Source organism: Gracilibacillus halotolerans, from assembly GCF_014206945.1.
Classification (GTDB): domain Bacteria; phylum Bacillota; class Bacilli; order Bacillales; family Amphibacillaceae; genus Gracilibacillus; species Gracilibacillus halotolerans.
This window is the reverse complement of record NZ_JACHON010000001.1, coordinates 484,720-502,106: the sequence shown is the minus strand read 5'-3', so window position 1 is coordinate 502,106 and position 17,387 is coordinate 484,720. Positions and strand designations below refer to the sequence as shown.

At 35.3% G+C, this 17,387-nt stretch carries 17 protein-coding genes; 13 read left to right on the top strand and 4 right to left on the bottom strand.

The annotated features are described in order from the left end of the window. Nucleotides 1-9: 9 nt before the first annotated feature. The gene (locus GGQ92_RS02480) at nucleotides 10-1,119 is read left to right on the top strand and encodes a DNA polymerase IV (protein WP_184244218.1); all 1,110 of its coding nucleotides are present in this window, start codon (nucleotides 10-12) and stop codon (nucleotides 1,117-1,119) included. Between the two features lie 138 nt (nucleotides 1,120-1,257). On the opposite strand, the gene rnz is transcribed toward GGQ92_RS02480, so the two are convergent. Further along, on the bottom strand, nucleotides 1,258-2,175 hold the full coding sequence (gene rnz, locus GGQ92_RS02475) for a ribonuclease Z (RefSeq protein ID WP_184244215.1): 918 nt from the start codon (nucleotides 2,173-2,175) through the stop codon (nucleotides 1,258-1,260). Nucleotides 2,176-2,223: 48 nt separating this feature from the next. Then, entirely contained in the window at nucleotides 2,224-2,973 is a 750-nt protein-coding gene (locus tag GGQ92_RS02470; RefSeq protein ID WP_343068738.1) for a glycerophosphodiester phosphodiesterase, read from the bottom strand. Between the two features lie 114 nt (nucleotides 2,974-3,087). Between GGQ92_RS02470 and GGQ92_RS02465 the strand changes: the two genes are divergently transcribed. Both GGQ92_RS02465 and GGQ92_RS02460 read left to right on the top strand, forming a co-directional pair. Beyond that, nucleotides 3,088-3,867 carry an SDR family NAD(P)-dependent oxidoreductase gene (locus tag GGQ92_RS02465; RefSeq protein ID WP_184244211.1) on the top strand — a complete coding sequence of 260 codons (780 nt, stop codon included), beginning with the start codon at nucleotides 3,088-3,090 and terminating at the stop codon, nucleotides 3,865-3,867. Between the two features lie 13 nt (nucleotides 3,868-3,880). After that, complete coding sequence (locus tag GGQ92_RS02460) at nucleotides 3,881-4,213, top strand: iron-sulfur cluster biosynthesis family protein (protein ID WP_184244209.1); 333 nt, start codon at nucleotides 3,881-3,883, stop codon at nucleotides 4,211-4,213. Between the two features lie 163 nt (nucleotides 4,214-4,376). Here the strand turns inward: GGQ92_RS02460 and GGQ92_RS02455 are convergent, their stop codons facing one another. Next, a complete protein-coding gene (locus tag GGQ92_RS02455; protein ID WP_184244207.1) occupies nucleotides 4,377-5,291 on the bottom strand; it encodes an aldo/keto reductase in 915 nt (304 codons plus the stop codon). Between the two features lie 123 nt (nucleotides 5,292-5,414). Here GGQ92_RS02455 and GGQ92_RS02450 point away from each other — a divergent pair, with 123 nt between their 5' ends. The 9 genes from GGQ92_RS02450 to GGQ92_RS02410 all read left to right on the top strand — a co-directional run bounded on the left by GGQ92_RS02450 (nucleotide 5,415) and on the right by GGQ92_RS02410 (nucleotide 13,223). Further along, nucleotides 5,415-5,954: an NUDIX hydrolase gene (locus tag GGQ92_RS02450; protein WP_184244205.1), complete on the top strand. Its 540-nt coding sequence runs from the start codon at nucleotides 5,415-5,417 to the stop codon at nucleotides 5,952-5,954. A gap of 5 nt (nucleotides 5,955-5,959) precedes the next feature. Further along, entirely contained in the window at nucleotides 5,960-7,123 is a 1,164-nt protein-coding gene (locus GGQ92_RS02445; protein ID WP_184244203.1) for an endonuclease Q family protein, read from the top strand. 64 nt (nucleotides 7,124-7,187) lie between these two features. Further along, the gene (gene spoIIM, locus GGQ92_RS02440) at nucleotides 7,188-7,820 is read left to right on the top strand and encodes a stage II sporulation protein M (protein ID WP_184244201.1); all 633 of its coding nucleotides are present in this window, start codon (nucleotides 7,188-7,190) and stop codon (nucleotides 7,818-7,820) included. A 112-nt stretch (nucleotides 7,821-7,932) separates the two neighbouring features. Beyond that, nucleotides 7,933-8,394 carry a ferric iron uptake transcriptional regulator gene (gene fur / locus GGQ92_RS02435; RefSeq protein ID WP_184244199.1) on the top strand — a complete coding sequence of 154 codons (462 nt, stop codon included), beginning with the start codon at nucleotides 7,933-7,935 and terminating at the stop codon, nucleotides 8,392-8,394. Nucleotides 8,395-8,464: 70 nt separating this feature from the next. Beyond that, the gene (locus GGQ92_RS02430) at nucleotides 8,465-8,683 is read left to right on the top strand and encodes a DUF4227 family protein (RefSeq protein ID WP_184244197.1); all 219 of its coding nucleotides are present in this window, start codon (nucleotides 8,465-8,467) and stop codon (nucleotides 8,681-8,683) included. A 2-nt stretch (nucleotides 8,684-8,685) separates the two neighbouring features. After that, a complete protein-coding gene (gene xerD / locus GGQ92_RS02425) occupies nucleotides 8,686-9,585 on the top strand; it encodes a site-specific tyrosine recombinase XerD (RefSeq protein WP_184244195.1) in 900 nt (299 codons plus the stop codon). A gap of 283 nt (nucleotides 9,586-9,868) precedes the next feature. Next, nucleotides 9,869-11,053 carry a phosphopentomutase gene (gene deoB, locus GGQ92_RS02420; protein WP_184244193.1) on the top strand — a complete coding sequence of 395 codons (1,185 nt, stop codon included), beginning with the start codon at nucleotides 9,869-9,871 and terminating at the stop codon, nucleotides 11,051-11,053. A 22-nt stretch (nucleotides 11,054-11,075) separates the two neighbouring features. Beyond that, nucleotides 11,076-11,897, top strand: coding sequence for a purine-nucleoside phosphorylase (locus GGQ92_RS02415; protein WP_184244191.1), 822 nt, complete (start codon nucleotides 11,076-11,078; stop codon nucleotides 11,895-11,897). Between the two features lie 21 nt (nucleotides 11,898-11,918). Continuing rightward, complete coding sequence (locus tag GGQ92_RS02410; RefSeq protein WP_184244189.1) at nucleotides 11,919-13,223, top strand: pyrimidine-nucleoside phosphorylase; 1,305 nt, start codon at nucleotides 11,919-11,921, stop codon at nucleotides 13,221-13,223. A gap of 74 nt (nucleotides 13,224-13,297) precedes the next feature. On the opposite strand, the gene GGQ92_RS02405 is transcribed toward GGQ92_RS02410, so the two are convergent. Then, nucleotides 13,298-14,200: an ArsR/SmtB family transcription factor gene (locus GGQ92_RS02405; protein ID WP_184244187.1), complete on the bottom strand. Its 903-nt coding sequence runs from the start codon at nucleotides 14,198-14,200 to the stop codon at nucleotides 13,298-13,300. 281 nt (nucleotides 14,201-14,481) lie between these two features. Here GGQ92_RS02405 and GGQ92_RS02400 point away from each other — a divergent pair, with 281 nt between their 5' ends. Next, nucleotides 14,482-17,373 carry an extracellular solute-binding protein gene (locus GGQ92_RS02400; protein WP_184244185.1) on the top strand — a complete coding sequence of 964 codons (2,892 nt, stop codon included), beginning with the start codon at nucleotides 14,482-14,484 and terminating at the stop codon, nucleotides 17,371-17,373. The last annotated feature ends 14 nt before the right edge of the window (nucleotides 17,374-17,387 follow it).

Sequence of the window (17,387 nt, the reverse complement as noted above, 5' to 3'; positions counted from 1 at the left end):
CGAATCATAATGAATCATAAAAAAAGCTGGTATCCTAAAAAGGGACGAGTTATCTTACATGCGGATATGAATAGTTTTTATGCTTCCGTAGAGACAGCAGATGATCCACGATTAAGAGGCAAACCTCTAGCTATTGCGGGTAACCCTGATGAACGTAAAGGAATTATCGTTACTTGTAACTATGAGGCAAGGGCGTATGGTATTAAGACTACGATGGCATTATGGCAAGCGAAGAAGCTATGTAAAGACTTAATCGTTAAGCGGCCTAATATGGATAGGTATCGAGAGATTTCTCGGGAGATTTTTGCTATTTTTGAGGAGTTCACTCCCTTTGTTGAACCAATATCGATCGATGAAGGATATTTAGATATCTCTGAATGTTACGAACAAGGCACTCCGCTAGAGATAGCAAATAGGATTCAGATGAAACTTAAGGAAAAACTAGATTTACCTTGTAGTATTGGAATAGCACCGAATAAATTCTTAGCAAAGATGGCGTCAGATATGAAAAAGCCAAATGGGATTACAATACTAAGAAAAAGAGATATACCTAATAAACTTTGGGTACTACCTATAGATGATATGCATGGTGTTGGGTATAAAACAGCAGAGCGAATGAGAGAGAGAAATATTAAGACAATAGGTGATTTAGCCAAAGCAGATCCTTTCCTTATTAAAGGAGTCTTCGGTATAAATGGAGAAAAGTTAAGGAGAAGAGCTTTAGGTGAAGATCCAAGACCTGTTGATCCGAACAGTGTTTCGGTATATAAAAGTATTGGAAGCTCTCAAACATTTGCACAGGATATTAGTGTCCTTGAGGAACTCACATACAAATTAAATGATTTAGCTAAAAAAACGGAGCAACGTATCATAAAGAGCGGTGTAGTTGGAAGAGCGGTCCAACTTACTATTCGCTATGAAGATCGGACAACAATCACTCGTCGAATTAGTGCTTCACAATACGTTTATGAGGCAAAAGATATATTCTACTATGGACGTAAACTTTTAGAAAAGCACTGGAACGAAAGACCAGTAAGACTTTTGGGTATTACATTGCAGGAAGTAATACCAAAAGAACAAGCAACCTATCAATTAGAATTTTTTGATGAGACAAAATAAAAATGAAAAAATAACACGGGTTAAGCCAAATGGTACAGGCTTACTCGTGTTATTTTTATGAGGCATATCTTTATTCCATATCTGGTTTGGTAGTTTCATATTTGATCCGTAAATAGCAGTGAACAATTTTATCTCGTATTAGAGAATCGGAAACGTGTCAAAATCATTCGCAATATAACTATTATCAAAAATCTGCTTTGCTTCTTCAAGAAGATGCGCCACATCTTGAGATTGATATCTAGACGATAGATGGGTCAGTATTAGTTTTTTAACATTTGCTTCTTTAGCTATCGTGGCTGCATCTGCAGTAGTAGAGTGGTAATAAGCCATTGCTAGATCTTGGCTCTCTTTAGAAAAAGTAGCTTCGTGGACCAATACGTCCGCATTCCTTACAATAGGGATCACGCTACTATCAAATTTCGTATCACCGAAAATGGCTATTTTTTTACCCTTCTTTACTGGGCCCCGGTAATTCTTTGATTTAATTATTCGTCCGTTAGCCAATTTAACTTCTTCATTTTCCTTAATTAGTTGAAAGATTGGTCCTGGTTGAATGCCTTCTGCAATCAACTTCTCTGCTAATAGAGGTCCAGGCAAATCCTTTTGTTGAATAATGTAACCGTAGCTATCAACACCATGTATTAATTGCTTTGCTTCTATAATAAATTGGGAATTCTCGAAAATAACTCCTTCTCTTGTCTCAAAAAATTCAAGCGGATAATTAAGTTTTGTATCGGCTACATGGAGAGCAGTTTGCACAAAATTTTCAAGTCCTTTTGGTCCATAAATTTGCACAGGGCTATCTCCACCTTGGAAGGATCTGCTACTTAAAAAACCTGGTAACCCATAGATGTGATCACCATGTAAGTGGGTAATAAATATTTTAGAAATTTTTCTAGGTCGTATAGATGTAGATAAAATTTGGTGTTGGGTAGCTTCTCCGCAGTCAAACATCCACATCTGGTTTGTTTCTTGTAGTAGGTCTAGTAGGACAGAAGAAACATTGCGGAGTTTACTAGGAATTCCGGCACCGGTTCCGAGAAAGTGCAGTTGCATATTGTATGATTCCTTTCGTAAATTGTCTAGTGTATATTAGATATTAAGTCAATCTTCTTGTTGGACTCTATTTCGATACCGAACGGCTATATCCGGTACATCAGTGATTACAGCATCGCAAGGAAATTGAAATGCACGAGTTAGCGTTACGGGATGATTCAGTGTATAAACGGCAATATATAAGTTGTTATTTTTTGCGCTACGAAATAATCTTCGGTTTAATAAACGGTAACGGATATGAATACCGGAAGCACGTAGCTCTTTAGATTTCTCAATAAAGCCAGGTATGTTTTTACTCGTGAGAAAAGCATATGGGATTGGCGAATTCAACTCACATAAATTTTTAATAGAATTCATACTAAAAGTCGAGATAATGCACAAATTCTCCATATTAAATGCTTTAATTTTCTTTATGACAATTTCCTCTAGTGAGTTACTGGATAATTTACTATTTTTTAATTCAATATTTAAACGAAGTCGTTTTTTTTGATTCCATTTTAATAGGTCATCCAGTGTTGGAATTCTAGTGCCTATAAATCGATAATGAAATGACAAGCCAGCATCCAATTCTCGTAATTGTTCATATGTATAGTCATGGACAAATCCCTTACCGTTTGTTGTTCTATTTACCATCTCGTCATGAATTAATACTGGAACATTGTCTTTTGTTAATTGAACATCTGTTTCAATTCCATCTGCTTTTTGTTCATATGCTAAATTAAAAGCAGGCATCGTGTTTTCGGGTGCATATTTGCTAGCTCCGCGGTGCGCATAAATGAGTGTTTTCAAATATATCACCCCTTTAAAAAGATTTATCATGATTGTCGGTTATTTAGATATAATTGTCAATAAAATATCCGTTATTCTATTAAAAAGCTCCTTTGTTTTGTTAGAATAGAGATAGGTGATAAAATGGGGAAAAGGTTAAAAAATAAAAATGTTTTGATTACTGGAGCAACAGGAGGTATTGGAGAAAAGCTTGCACTTCATACTGCTAGACAAGGAGCAATTCCTATTCTGATAGGTAGAAACGAAGAAAAACTTCAGGCGCTAAAGAGAAAAATTGCAACTATGTATGATGTGAAACCTATATGTTTTACTGGAGACTTAAAAGAACCACGATTTGTTTATACGATTGTGAAAAGTGTTCAACGTGTAGATGTTCTTATTAATAATGCAGGAATTGGTTTATTCGAAAAATTAGAACTAACGCCAGAAGAAGCAATTGACGAGATGCTGCAATTAAATATTCACGCAGTAGTAAATTTAACAAAGGGTCTTCTTCCTAGTATAAAGGAAAATGAAGGGCATATTATCCAAGTTGCTTCAATGGCGGGAAAAATACCTACGCCAAAATCAAGTATTTATGCAGCATCAAAAGCCTTTATCATTAATTTTTCGAATGCATTAAGAATGGAAATGAAAGGTAGCAATGTAAAGATTACAACTGTTAACTTAGGGCCAGTGAGAACAGGCTTTTTCGATAATGCGGATCAATCTGGTAATTATCGAGAAAGTGTAGAAAAATATATGTTAGACCCGGACAAAGTAGCTGCTAAAATCGTCCACTCCTTATATACGAGCAAAAGAGAAATTAATTTACCCTTTTGGATGCAAATAGGGAGCTACTTTTTTTACTTCATGCCTCGAGCTATGGAGAAATTATTTGAACCGATGTTCCGCAAAAAATAGAGGAGGAATCGTAATGGAACTTACAATAACAGATAGAGCTCTTGAAAAAATAGCCGAAGTTAATAAGGAAGACCGAAACTATTTACTACTTGCATACGACGCGGATGGATGTGGTTGTGGTGTTAATGGGTTACCTTCCATTCGCTTAAAAGAAACTAAGGATTCATCCTTTCAACCTGTAAATTGTGAAGAAATGGATACTATTGTCCACTACCAACAAAAAACCTTCTTTGCTAAAGAGATGAAGTTAGATTATAATGGGGCAACATTTCGTTTATCGAGTCCAAATGAAATGTTAAATCCTATAATATCTGTGCAAAGTTTACTGGAGAAAGATTTTGATTAAGCCTAATTGAATTGTATGTGTAATTTCGTATTTTTAGAATTAAAACATAACGAGAACTGACTTAGTTAACAATTGATTTCCTGATAAAAAGTAGGAGCTGGTAAACTAATTTGCTCAGCTCCTATCTATATAACGCTACTCGCATTATGTTATGATCACCTGACTATCGATGTTTGTCATAATAGTTTTCCATAGTTAGTGCTTTAGCTGCATCTAACTGGTCCTCGCTAAAAGCCTCATTGAATGCATCATAATTTTCTTCGAGCTGCTGAATGGAGCTACCTCCAATCACAGCGGAAGTAACAGCAGGTTGAGACAAAACGTAATGAATTGCTAGACCGTTTAATGTCTGCCCTTCATGTAGAATTCCTTCTAATTTTTTAACTGTATTTTTAAGTTGCTCGAAAGAATAGGATTGATAGCCTTCTGTTCCTTTCTTCTTCACAACTTCTAAACTATTTTTACTAAGTATTCCTTTTGCTAAACTACCTCTAGTAACGACACTAATCTTATTTTTGGCAAGTAATTCTAAAACACTTTCCTCTGGTCGTCGATCAAGCAAGCTATGTTGCAGCATAACACTTACAATACTAGAATGTTGAACATATTCACGTATTACATTAGGACGAATGGAAGATATCCCATAATAGCGGATAGTACCTTCTTGTTTAAGCTCTTCAAATGCTTCGATTGTTTCATCGATTGGGTCATCGATCGTACCACCATGTAGTTGATATAAGTCAATATAATCCGTCTGAAGCCTACGTAGACTTTCTTTAACTTGCTCTTTTATATAGGATTTTGATGGGTCCCAGAACCAAGTACCATCATTGTTAAGATGATTTCCTACTTTGGTTGCTAGTACAATTTCATTTCTACGTTCCTTTATGGTCTTTCCGACAATTTCTTCATTCCATCCTTTATCATATAAATCAGCAGTATCTAAATAATTAATACCTAAATCCAAGGCACGGTGAATGATATCGGAAGCTTTTTTTTCGTCTGTTCCTAATGACATACAACCTAAAGATATAGGGGAAACAAATAAATCCGATGTACCTAATTGCTTTTTTTCCATAATATCTGTCCTTTCATATATGATTCTTACCTCATTGTACAAACCGTTAGAAAGAATTACAATGAAAGTGGAAGATACGAATAATAAATTTCTAAAATAGGAAACATAGAGAGGATTATTTGAATGAGCATGAATGAGAAGACATTGTCCACGCAAAAAATATTTGAGGGTAGAGTTATTTCTGTGCAAGTAGATGATGTTGAATTACCAAACGGGAAACAATCTAAGAGAGAGCTTGTCAAGCACCCAGGTGCAGTCGCAATTATTCCAATAACATCAGAAGGTAAAATAGTGATGGTAAAACAGTTTAGAAAACCGTTGGAAAAGGAAATTATCGAAATACCAGCAGGAAAACTTGAAGAAGGTGAGTTACCTGAGGTCACCGCAAGACGGGAGTTAGAAGAAGAAACTGGATATACTACGAATAAATTAGAGTATATTCAATCTTTTTATACGTCTCCAGGGTTTGCAGATGAGATTCTTTATGTATATATGACAAATGAACTTAAAGCTATGACAGAGAAAGCTTCTTTAGATGAAGATGAATTTGTTGAATTAATGGAAGTAAAATTAGAGGAAGCAGAACAACTAATAAAAGAAGAGAAAATTCATGATGCAAAAACGGTATTTGCAGTAATGTATCTTAAGCTAAAAGGTATGTGAGATAAATGGAAAATTTTTATGTAGATTTACATATGCATATAGGGAGAAATAAATACAATAAACCTGTCAAGATTACAGCCTCAAAAAATTTTACGTTAACTAACTTACTAAAAGAGGCTAGTGATAGAAAAGGTATGGATATGGTTGGGGTAATTGACTGTCATGCACCAGCAGTTCTTAGTGAGCTAGAAGAACATATAGAGAAAGGAACTGCAATACCTTTAGAAAAAGGTGGGATACGTTTTCGAAATACTACGTTAATACTCGGTTCTGAAATAGAAATATACGACTCAAATTGCCAAGGGCCGATACATGTGCTAAGTTATTTTGAGAGTTTAGAAAGTATGAAAAAGTTCTCGCAATGGCTACGAGATCGTGTAACAAATATAGAATTGAGTACACAGCGTTTTTATGGAAGTGCTCATGATTTACAAGATAAAGTTAAAGAATTGAACGGGCTTTTTATTCCTGCCCACATTTTCACCCCTTTTAAGAGCTTATACGGTAAAGGTGTAAAATCGACTCTAACTGAAATTCTATTGCCGGATTTAATAGACGCAGTAGAATTAGGGCTTAGTTCGGATACCGTAATGGCGGATCAAATCGGAGAATTACACTCCTACACCTTTGTAACGAATTCAGACGCCCATTCCGCAAGTAAAATTGCAAGAGAATATCAAACGATAGCAATGAAAGAGGCGAACTTTTTAGAACTGAAGCTCGCATTACATGAAAAAGACGGGCGTGGTATTAGAACGAATTATGGTATGAATCCTAAATTAGGAAAATATCATACAACAGTTTGCGAAAAATGTCTCCATCCTATTACAGAATTACCTTGTACACAGTGTGGCAGCATGCGAATGGTTAAGGGTGTGAAACAGAGAATTGAAGAATTAAGAACAAGTGATCAGACAATACGAAAGCGACCACCTTACGTTTATCAAGTCCCATTAGACTTTGTTCCAGGGATTGGACCGAAAACGTTAGATAAACTTCTGAATACGTTTGGGACGGAAATGAGCATTATCCACCAAGCGACAGAAGAAGATTTAAAGAGAGTGGTTGATATAAAAATAACGGATAATATTTTGGCCCTTCGAAATGGAAATCTTGCTATACAGCAAGGAGGCGGGGGGAAATACGGAAAAGTAATAAAAAATGGCTAGTTCTATTTCTACCATTTCTTTCATAGATTTGAACTAACAATCTAAGTGAAGGAAGTGGAAATAGATGCGGATTAGACAAAGCAATTGGATAACTCATATGGAAAAATACCATACAATCTATATATTTACGATTATATTATTTCTTACAGGAATAATATTCGGAGCGATTATTGTGAATAGTATGGCATTTCCTCAAAAACAAGATTTATTCTTTTATCTAGAAAGGTTTTTTCATGGCTATTTACAAGAGGATGCTCTTACCAATAATAATATATTTAAAAATTCTTTTATTTATCATATTCAAACATTAGCAGTTCTCTTTTTCTTAGGGTTTGCGGTAATCGGTATGCCAGTTATCTGGGTACTTTTGTTTTTAAAAGGGGTAGCTATTGGATTTACGGTTGGTTTTTTTGTTAATCAATTAGGAACACAAGGGCTTTTGTTTGCTTTTTCTGCAATAGCACCACAAAACCTAATTTTAATACCGCTCTATATTGGTGCTTGTAGTATTGCAATGATTTTCTCACTTAATCTAATTCAAAGTATTGTTTCTAAACGATATAAACATTCTATCATGCAAACATTTACACGCTATGTAGCAACATTTGTGATTCTAGTTGCCATTGCAGGGGTTGCTGCATTTTTAGAATCGATTGTATCGTTCGAGGCGATGCGATGGGTAGCCAACATAATGTAATGATTATTAAGTTATAATTATTATTATTTAGTATTTTATTTAGTTTATAATAATTTTAATTGACACCCTTACTTTCCCTATTTATAATTAGGAGAGTGAGGGAGGCCATTGTATGGAACATCGACTTGATCGTATAAAAAAAGAATTACACGCCAAAAGCTACAAACTGACGCCTCAGCGAGAAGCTACGGTACGTGTATTATTAGAACGTGAGGAAGATCATCTCAGTGCAGAAGATGTTTATCTACTTGTTAAAGAAAAAGCTCCAGAAATCGGCCTTGCGACTGTGTATCGAACGTTAGAACTTTTAACGGAATTGAATATAGTAGATAAAATTAACTTTGGTGATGGTGTTTCGAGATACGATCTTCGAAAAGAAGGTGCAAAGCATTCTCACCACCACTTGGTCTGTACAGATTGTGGTTCAGTAGAAGAAATTATCGAGGATCTATTAGATGATGTAGAAAAAATTGTTGCAAAAGAATGGGGATTCCTTGTAAAGGATCATCGATTAACTTTCCATGGTATTTGTAAAAATTGCCAAGAGAAAGATAATGAAGAGAGAAGTGAATAAAAAAGGTATATTTTGTATCATTTCTGGTATAAATTCTAATAGAGTATATTTTCTATTAGGAGAAGATGATATGACACATATATTAAAGCTCTGCTATGAAATTGCGAAAATGGCTATTATATTTATATTATGTACTGTTTTATTTTATTATGTGTTAAAAGCATTGGATCATGAGTATCAGAATTTAGACCGATATGATGCACCACAAGGTAAAGCAATGAAGGTATCTAGTTCGCAAGAGAACGATATTATTGATAGAATTGGGATATTTTTTCGGTTAGGAGAGTAAGGATGGAACCGTTACAAGAACCGATGGAAGAATTCTTTCATTATCTTCAAATAGAAAGAGGGCTATCCGAAAATACATTACAAGCGTATAAACGTGATTTAAAACAATACGCTAGTTTTTTAATAGAAAATAGGAACATTCAAAAATGGGAAAATGTAGATCGTAACGATACAACGAGGTTTATTTACTCGTTAAACGACCACGGAAAGTCGTCAACAACCATTGCTAGAGTGTTATCGACATTAAGACATTTTCACCAATTCTTAATTCGGGAATATCAATTAACAACTGATCCCAGTTTACATATAGAAACACCTAAAGCAACTAGAAAACTTCCGAAAGTATTATCGAGTGAAGAAATTGACCGTTTATTAAGTTTTCCAATAACGAATAAATTTGATGTTAGAAATAAAGCAATGTTAGAGACGTTATATGCTACTGGATTGCGTGTAACGGAACTTATTTCGTTGAAAATGGATGATTTACATTTAAATATGGGATTTGTAAGATGTTTTGGTAAGGGCTCAAAGGAAAGAATTGTGCCATTAGGAGACATGGCAAAGGATGCCATTGAGAACTATCTTTCGGATAGTAGGGAAAGCTTGCTTAATAAAAAAGAGAGTGACTACCTTTTTTTAAATCACCATGGGAGACAATTATCTAGGCAAGGTTTTTGGAAAGTGATGAAGCAAATTTCTAAAGAAGTTGGAATACAAAAAGACTTGTCGCCACATATGCTACGCCATTCTTTCGCTACTCATTTACTTGAAAATGGTGCAGATTTACGTGCAGTTCAAGAAATGCTTGGACACGCAGATATTTCAACTACACAGATATATACACATGTCTCAAAGCTTCGACTTAAAGATATTTATCAAAATTTCCACCCACGGGCGAAATAGTTATGAATAATGCTGTCAAATCTCCTTGATTAGGAATGTTTGACAGTTTTTATTTTCTTTAAAGGACAAAATTAGATGGTTTGTTCTTCTCTCTGACTAAAGAGATTTTAAACAATGGTTACACGTCAAAATAATTCAGTGAGGTTTAATAAGGAGATTTGATTCTGCACTCATGTGTATGGAGTAAAAAAAATTACGAATACGAGACAATTAGCCTAAATTAATAAAGATTGGGCATAATACTGATAGTATGAGGGTAATTGAAAGTAGGAGGGTGATAGTAATGAAACAATTTAATCGTATATTTCTTATCGTTCTAGATTCGGTGGGAATTGGAGAAGCGCCAGATGCAGAAAAATTTGGTGATATAGGTGCAGACACACTAGGTCATATTGCAGAGCATCGAGATGGTTTACATATGCCGAACATGGGTGCATTAGGTCTTAGTAATATACGTGAAATAAAAGGTATATCAAAAACTGAGCATCCATTAGCCCATTATACCAAAATGCAAGAAAAATCGAATGGTAAAGATACAATGACTGGGCATTGGGAGTTAATGGGGCTGTATATAGAAAGTCCATTTCAAACTTTCGAAAAATTCCCGGATGAACTCATTCATGCGATTGAAGCAAAAACAGGTAGAAAAATTATTGGAAATAAACCAGCCTCAGGGACTGAAATTATAAAAGAGCTAGGTGAAGAACACATGCGGACAGGCAATTTAATTGTCTATACGTCTGCGGATTCCGTTTTACAAATTGCAGCACATGAGGAGATTGTTCCGATTGAAGAATTATATGAAATTTGTGAAATTTCCAGAGAGTTAACACGAGATGAGAAATATTTAATCGGTCGAGTAATTGCTAGACCATTTATAGGACTACCAGGCGCGTTTGAGCGAACATCTAACCGACATGATTATGCATTAAAACCATTCGGATATACAGTGATGAATGCACTTAAAGATGGTGGCTTAGACTCCATAGCGATTGGGAAAATTTCTGACATCTATGATGGTGAAGGCGTTACGGAGTCTATCCGGACGAAAGATAATGACGATGGAATGGAAAAGTTCATTCAATCTATGGATAATGACTTTAATGGATTGAATTTTATAAACCTCGTTGACTTTGATGCCAAATACGGTCACCGTCGCGATCCTGACGGTTATGCTGCTGCATTAGAAAAATTTGACCAAAGACTTCCGGAAGTGTTAGAACGTTTAAGAGATGATGATTTACTAATCATTACGGCAGACCATGGAAACGATCCAACCTTCCCAGGTACAGATCATACACGTGAATATGTGCCATTGCTCGTTCATCATAAAGGAATTCAACAAGGCAAGGAATTACCAATCCGACAGACATTTGCCGATATTGGTGCTACCATAGCAGACAATTTTAACGTTTCAATGCCTGAGTATGGGGAAAGTTTCCTTCATGAAATTAGTAAAAATGATTAAGTTACACTAAAGGGAGATGTATATGACTAGTATAAAAATCAAAAATGCAGCTGAATTTTTAATGAATGAATGGAATGATACACCTGATATTGCACTTATATTGGGTTCTGGTTTAGGTGTTATTGCAGATGAAATTGAGTCTCCTATTGCAATACGATATGAAGACATTCCTGAATTTCCAGTATCTACTGTAGAAGGACATCAAGGAAAGTTAGTTTTTGGTAAATTAAATAATAAAAAAGTTGTAGCAATGCAAGGCAGATTTCATTTTTATGAAGGATATACGATGCAGGAAGTTACCTTTCCAGTTCGCGTCATGCAATATATCGGAATTAAGAATCTTATTGTTACGAACGCAGCAGGTGGTGTAAACGAGGAATTTTCACCAGGCGATTTGATGATTATTACAGATCATATTAACCAGATGGGAGATAATCCTCTAATTGGTCGCAATGATTCAGCATTAGGTGTACGATTCCCTGATATGTCTAATGCCTATTCTACTAATTTAGTAACCCATGCATTACGTTGTGCTGAACAATTAAATCTAAAGGTTAAGCAAGGTGTCTATGCAGCTAACACAGGACCGGCTTACGAAACGCCTGCAGAAGTCCGAATGTTACGCACGCTAGGAGCGGATGCAGTTGGAATGTCTACTGTACCTGAAGTAATAGTAGCGAACCATGGAGGCATGGATGTGTTAGGTATTTCATGTATTTCTAACATGGCTGCTGGGATATTAGATGAGCCACTATCTCATACAGAAGTCATCGAGACAACTGAGAAAGTGAAGGTAGATTTTATTCAACTAATTAAGAAAATTGTAGAGACCTATCCACTATAAACAGTTTGGAGTGATAACACGATGCGAATGGTAGATATTATCAGTAGAAAACGTAACGGTGAATCCTTATCTATAGATGAAATAGAGTTCTTTATCAATGGTTATATGGAAGATGAAATTCCAGATTACCAAGTTTCAGCATTAATGATGGCTATCTACTATAAAGGGATGTCTGAAGAAGAGACGGCTCACTTAACAAACAGTATGGTTCAATCAGGAGAAATAATTGATTTAAGTTCCATTGAAGGTCATAAGGTTGATAAGCATTCAACCGGAGGAGTTGGTGATAAAACAACATTTATAGTTGGTCCATTAGCTGCGGCGGCAGGTCTTCCGGTAGCTAAAATGTCTGGTAGAGGACTTGGTCATACTGGTGGGACGATTGATAAATTGGAAGCAATTCCTGGCCTTCAAGTGGAAATAAGCAATGAAGACTTTATGAAACAAGTTAACGATATAAAGTTGTCTGTCGTTGGGCAAACTGGTGATTTAGCACCCGCAGATAAAAAATTATACGCATTAAGGGATGTTACAGCTACAGTCGATTCGATTCCACTTATAGCAAGCTCTGTAATGAGTAAAAAAATAGCTTCTGGCGCAGATAGCATCGTATTAGATGTGAAAACGGGTTCGGGTGCTTTTATGAAAACAATTGAAGATGCCAGGGAATTAGCCAAACGTATGGTAGAAATCGGCAATAAGCTAGGTAGAAATACAACAGCTGTTATTAGTAACATGGATCAGCCTTTGGGTTTCGAGATAGGGAACGCAAATGAAATAAAAGAAGCTGTTCAAGTCCTCCAAGGTGAGAAAATAGCAGACTTGCGTGAGCTTTCAATTGAATTGGTTTCACATATGACGATATTGGCAAACGTCTATTCAGATGTAGAGACAGCAAAGAAAGAATTAGCTAAATTATTGGATAATGGCCAGGCTTTCGAGGTGTTTAAGCAGTTTATCAAAGCTCAACATGGGGACACGTCGGTAATCGATGATTTAACGAAGTTGCCATCAGCGGAGTTTCAACTAGAAGTAGAGGCACCAAAAGAAGGTTATGTTTCTGAAATAGAAGCAGAAAAAATTGGTTTAGCGGCTATGCACTTAGGTGCTGGAAGACAAACAAAGGATGACTCCATTGATCATGCAGCAGGGATTACATTGCAAAAGAAGATTGGTGATTATGTGAAGAAAGGAGAAGTTATAGTTGAGCTTCATAGTAATTCCAACAATATGGAATCATCAAAAAAGTTATGTTTAGAAGCGATTACGATTTCTGAGACTAAACCAGAAAAATCACCTATGATCTATGAAATAATTACAGAGTAGTCAACTATAAAAAAATGAACCGGAGCGGCTCTGTGAAGAGTGCTCCGGTTTGAGTCATTTTATGCAGGAAACTATTAAATATAGTATAGTTTAAATTTTATATCTTGATCGTGATTACCAAAACCTTTACCGAACAACGTAAGACCTCCTACATGCTTCGCGTCTTCCTTCACTTCAAAGCGTAACTTCCATACATCCGTGTTTGAATTTAAATCTTGGATTGTGATTGTAGATATTGGATCACCATCGATATATGTACCATGAGAGGTAACTCTAACTGTTTTTAGAAGACCGTATTGATTGACATTATGTGGCCACCAATCGGGTGTATATTTTCCTCTTGTATCCGCAAAGTCACCAGGACTAATCCATGTACCTAATTCGATATCGTTCAAGTAAAAGGTGATATCGGATGGCCAGATTGAATTAGAAAACGGGAATTCTGATGAAATTTCAAAGCTAAAATCTAACTGCTGTAATTTATCTTCTTCTTTTAAGAAATTAGGCGTTTTATACTCTACAAACCCTTGTGTAAACCAAAGTATACCAGCATCCACACGTTTAGGATCCATAAAATACTTTGGATCATCAACCGGCCCAATAAAATCCTTACCTGTAGCGATTCCACATGTTGGAACGACGTGATAATCTATATAATGTCCGACAGGAATATAAGTTTCATATGTAGCAAACGAATGATAAATTTTCTTAGGGAAATTAATTTCAATATGATCTACTTTTAAAATAGATATTCTTTGGATACCAGACTTTCCTGGTATTTTTTCCGTTTTGATAATACCTGCAGTTTCCAATTTTTCTACATGTTTTTTAACGATAGGGCTACTAATCCCTAATTCATTTGCTAATTCTTTAAGATTCATTTTGTTTTTAGAAAGTAACTGAATAATTTCTAGTCTTACTTCACTAGCTAATGCCTCATATACTGGTAAATAAGATTTATCTATCTCTAACTGCATACAACCATCCCATTCCTTAATGTTTTTAAAACTCTCAGAAATTTAAATATATGCATCGATAAGCATTACAAAAATACACTTTGTTTATCGGGTGTATTAATTAATATATCATTATTTCAGCAAGTAGTAAACAAATTAGTTAATCAAATGAACAAAAAATATATCTTAAAATATAAAAATGTTATTGACTATTATTTAACTTGTATGTATATTTAATTTAAGAATAAATTAAAAAAATAAATAACTCTTATGAAAATATATACGTTAACGAGGTGGTATGCATGGGGTTAAAGCCTTTAATTACTAGTGTTACTATTATTGCTTGCGTCACAATCCTACTCAATGTAACTAAATTGAACGTACAAGCTGAAGAACCAACTTCAGAGATTTTAGACACCATACGTAGTGAACAACTAGTAGAAAAGAAGTACAGTAAACTTCAAGAAGAAGGATTGAACTTCTATAAGGGTGATATTATTGCTTCCCAAAATGTAAGCGATTTAATTAAGGACTCTACTAAGTTGAAAAATGTAGATGGTGAAATAGCAGCAAGCATTGAACATGGTGAAACGGTTGACATTTATATCAACGCTCCGCAAGATGGTGCTTATCAAATAGGATTAGAGTATTTCATTGAAGGCAACCAAGTTCTACCTACTCAAACCGAGGTCAAGGTAAACGATGAAATTATGTTTTACGAATTACGAAACATTGTATTCGAAAGCAAATGGAAAAACCCATTAGATTTATCTTTAGATAAATATGGCAATGAAATTATTCCCCAGCCAATCAAAATGGATAGTTGGCAAACAAAATATTTAATCGATACGAGTTATCGTGAATCAGAACCTTTTTTTATTCCATTACAAAAAGGTGAAAATAAACTAACATTAACGTCCACGGAAGGAAATTTAAATATAAAAAGTGTTTACTTAAAAGGTAAAGAAGACCTACCGACCATGCCTGATGAAGAAGTAAGCGGAAGTGCTTATATCGAAATAGAGGCAGAGAACCATACATATAAAAATGATTCATCCATCCGGTCAGCCGGAGTATATAACCCTGAGATTACTCCGTATAGTTCTGAGAATATAAAACTAAACCATATAGATGGTAGTTCATTCAAAAATGCAGGTCATAAAATAACTTTTGAAATAGAGGTAGAGGACAGTGGATATTATTATTTAGCAACACATTACCAACAGAAAGCAAAAGCTGACTTTCCGGTATTTATGGATATATTGATAAACGAAAGCATCCCATACAAAGAACTCCAACACTACACAATTCCCTATCAATCATCTTATGAACTTTTACACTTCCAATCAGACAACCAAAAGATTCCTTTATACCTTGAACAGGGAACGAATACACTAAGCTTTCAACTAACTTTAGGGCCGATAAAAGAAGCAATTGAAGAAATAGAACAAATTAGTTCAGAGGTTCAATCGTTGTCTTTAGAACTTACCAATTTAATTGGTCCTAATCCTGATCGCAATAGAGATTTAGACATTGAAGGATACCTACCTGGAACGGAACAACTATTAAACGATTGGGCGGACAGTCTCGATAACTTGTACGCACGAATAAAAGCGTTTAACAAAGATACAAATGAAATTGGTGCATTTTCATCACTTGTGATTGCTTCGGAACAACTAAGAAGTATATCAGAAGAAGTAGATAAATTAGTTGTAAGGAAATCGGAATTGTCTACGGGTACTAATTCTATAACTGCTCATTTAGGTAATTTACTACAAGATATAAATAATAATGGTGTTTCAATAGATAAAATCTATTTATATCAAAATGAAGATGACATTCAAGTAGGTACAGGCTTCTTTGAGAAACAGTGGGGGAATGTGAAACGACTTGTAAACTCATTTGGTAGTCAAGATTATGCAGTTAACAATGTGAATCCAAATAATTTACAAGTTTGGGTTAATCGACCAAGACAATATATCGAAATAATGCAGCAGCTGATAGATGAACAGTTTACACCTGAAACAGGTATGAAGGTCGATTTATCGCTAATGCCGGATCAAAATAAATTAATATTAGCGAACGCTGCAGGTGAAGCACCTGATGTCGCTTTAGGAGTTAACTATGCTCTTCCTTTTGAGATGGCGATACGTGGAGCGTTAGTAGATTTAAGTCAATTAGATGAATTTGATGATACAATATCCAACTTCCCTGAAGGTATGTTAGTACCAGCTACCGTACAGGAGGGTGTTTATGCATTACCGGACACGATGAATTTTTGGGTGCTTTTCTATAGAAGAGATATTTTAGAAAGATTAGAATTACCTGTCCCTAATACTATTGAGGAAGTAAGAAGTTACTTACCAGAATTACAAAGAAAGGGTATGAATTTCTTTTATCCTACTGCCGGAATGGAAGGATTGAAAATATTTGCCGGGACAATGCCAATTATTTATCAGAATGATGGTCGGTTTTATGGTGACACCATTGACCGTACATTGCTTAACGACAATACAGCTATTCACGGAATGAGAGAATTAACCGAGCTATTTACTATTTATAATGCGCCGTATGATGTACCAAGTTTTTATCAGCAATTCCGTGATGGGTCCATTCCGATTGGGATATCTGATTACTATATGTACAACTTAATCTTAAACGCAGCTCCTGAAATTCAGAATCAATGGGAAATCGCACTCATTCCGGGTGTCCAAAATGAATCAGGTGAAATTGAACGTTGGTCAGCAGGAGGAGCAGAAAGTAATATTATGTTCCGTGATTCCGATAAGAAAGATGCAGCGTGGGAGTTTTTAAAATGGTGGTCTAGTACGGAGGTACAGTCAGCCTTTGGAAATGCGCTACAAATCACTTATGGAAAAGAATATATGTGGAATACAGCAAACATAGAAGCATATAACGGATTACCTTGGTCTCAAGACCATAAGGATGTAATTTTCGCACAGGCCGATTGGATAACAGAGGTTCCAAGAGTTCCAGGAAGCTATATGCTTGAGCGTGAGTTATCAAATGCTTATAACTCGATCGTTTTAGATGGCGAAAATTTACGAACAGCGATAGATCTTTCGAGTAAGCGAATTAACCGGGAAACGGAAAGAAAACTTGAAGAATTCGGATTCTGGAAAAATGGCGAGTTAATAAAACCTTATTTTAATCCGGAGCTTTATTATGAATAAACGGAGGGCAAAAC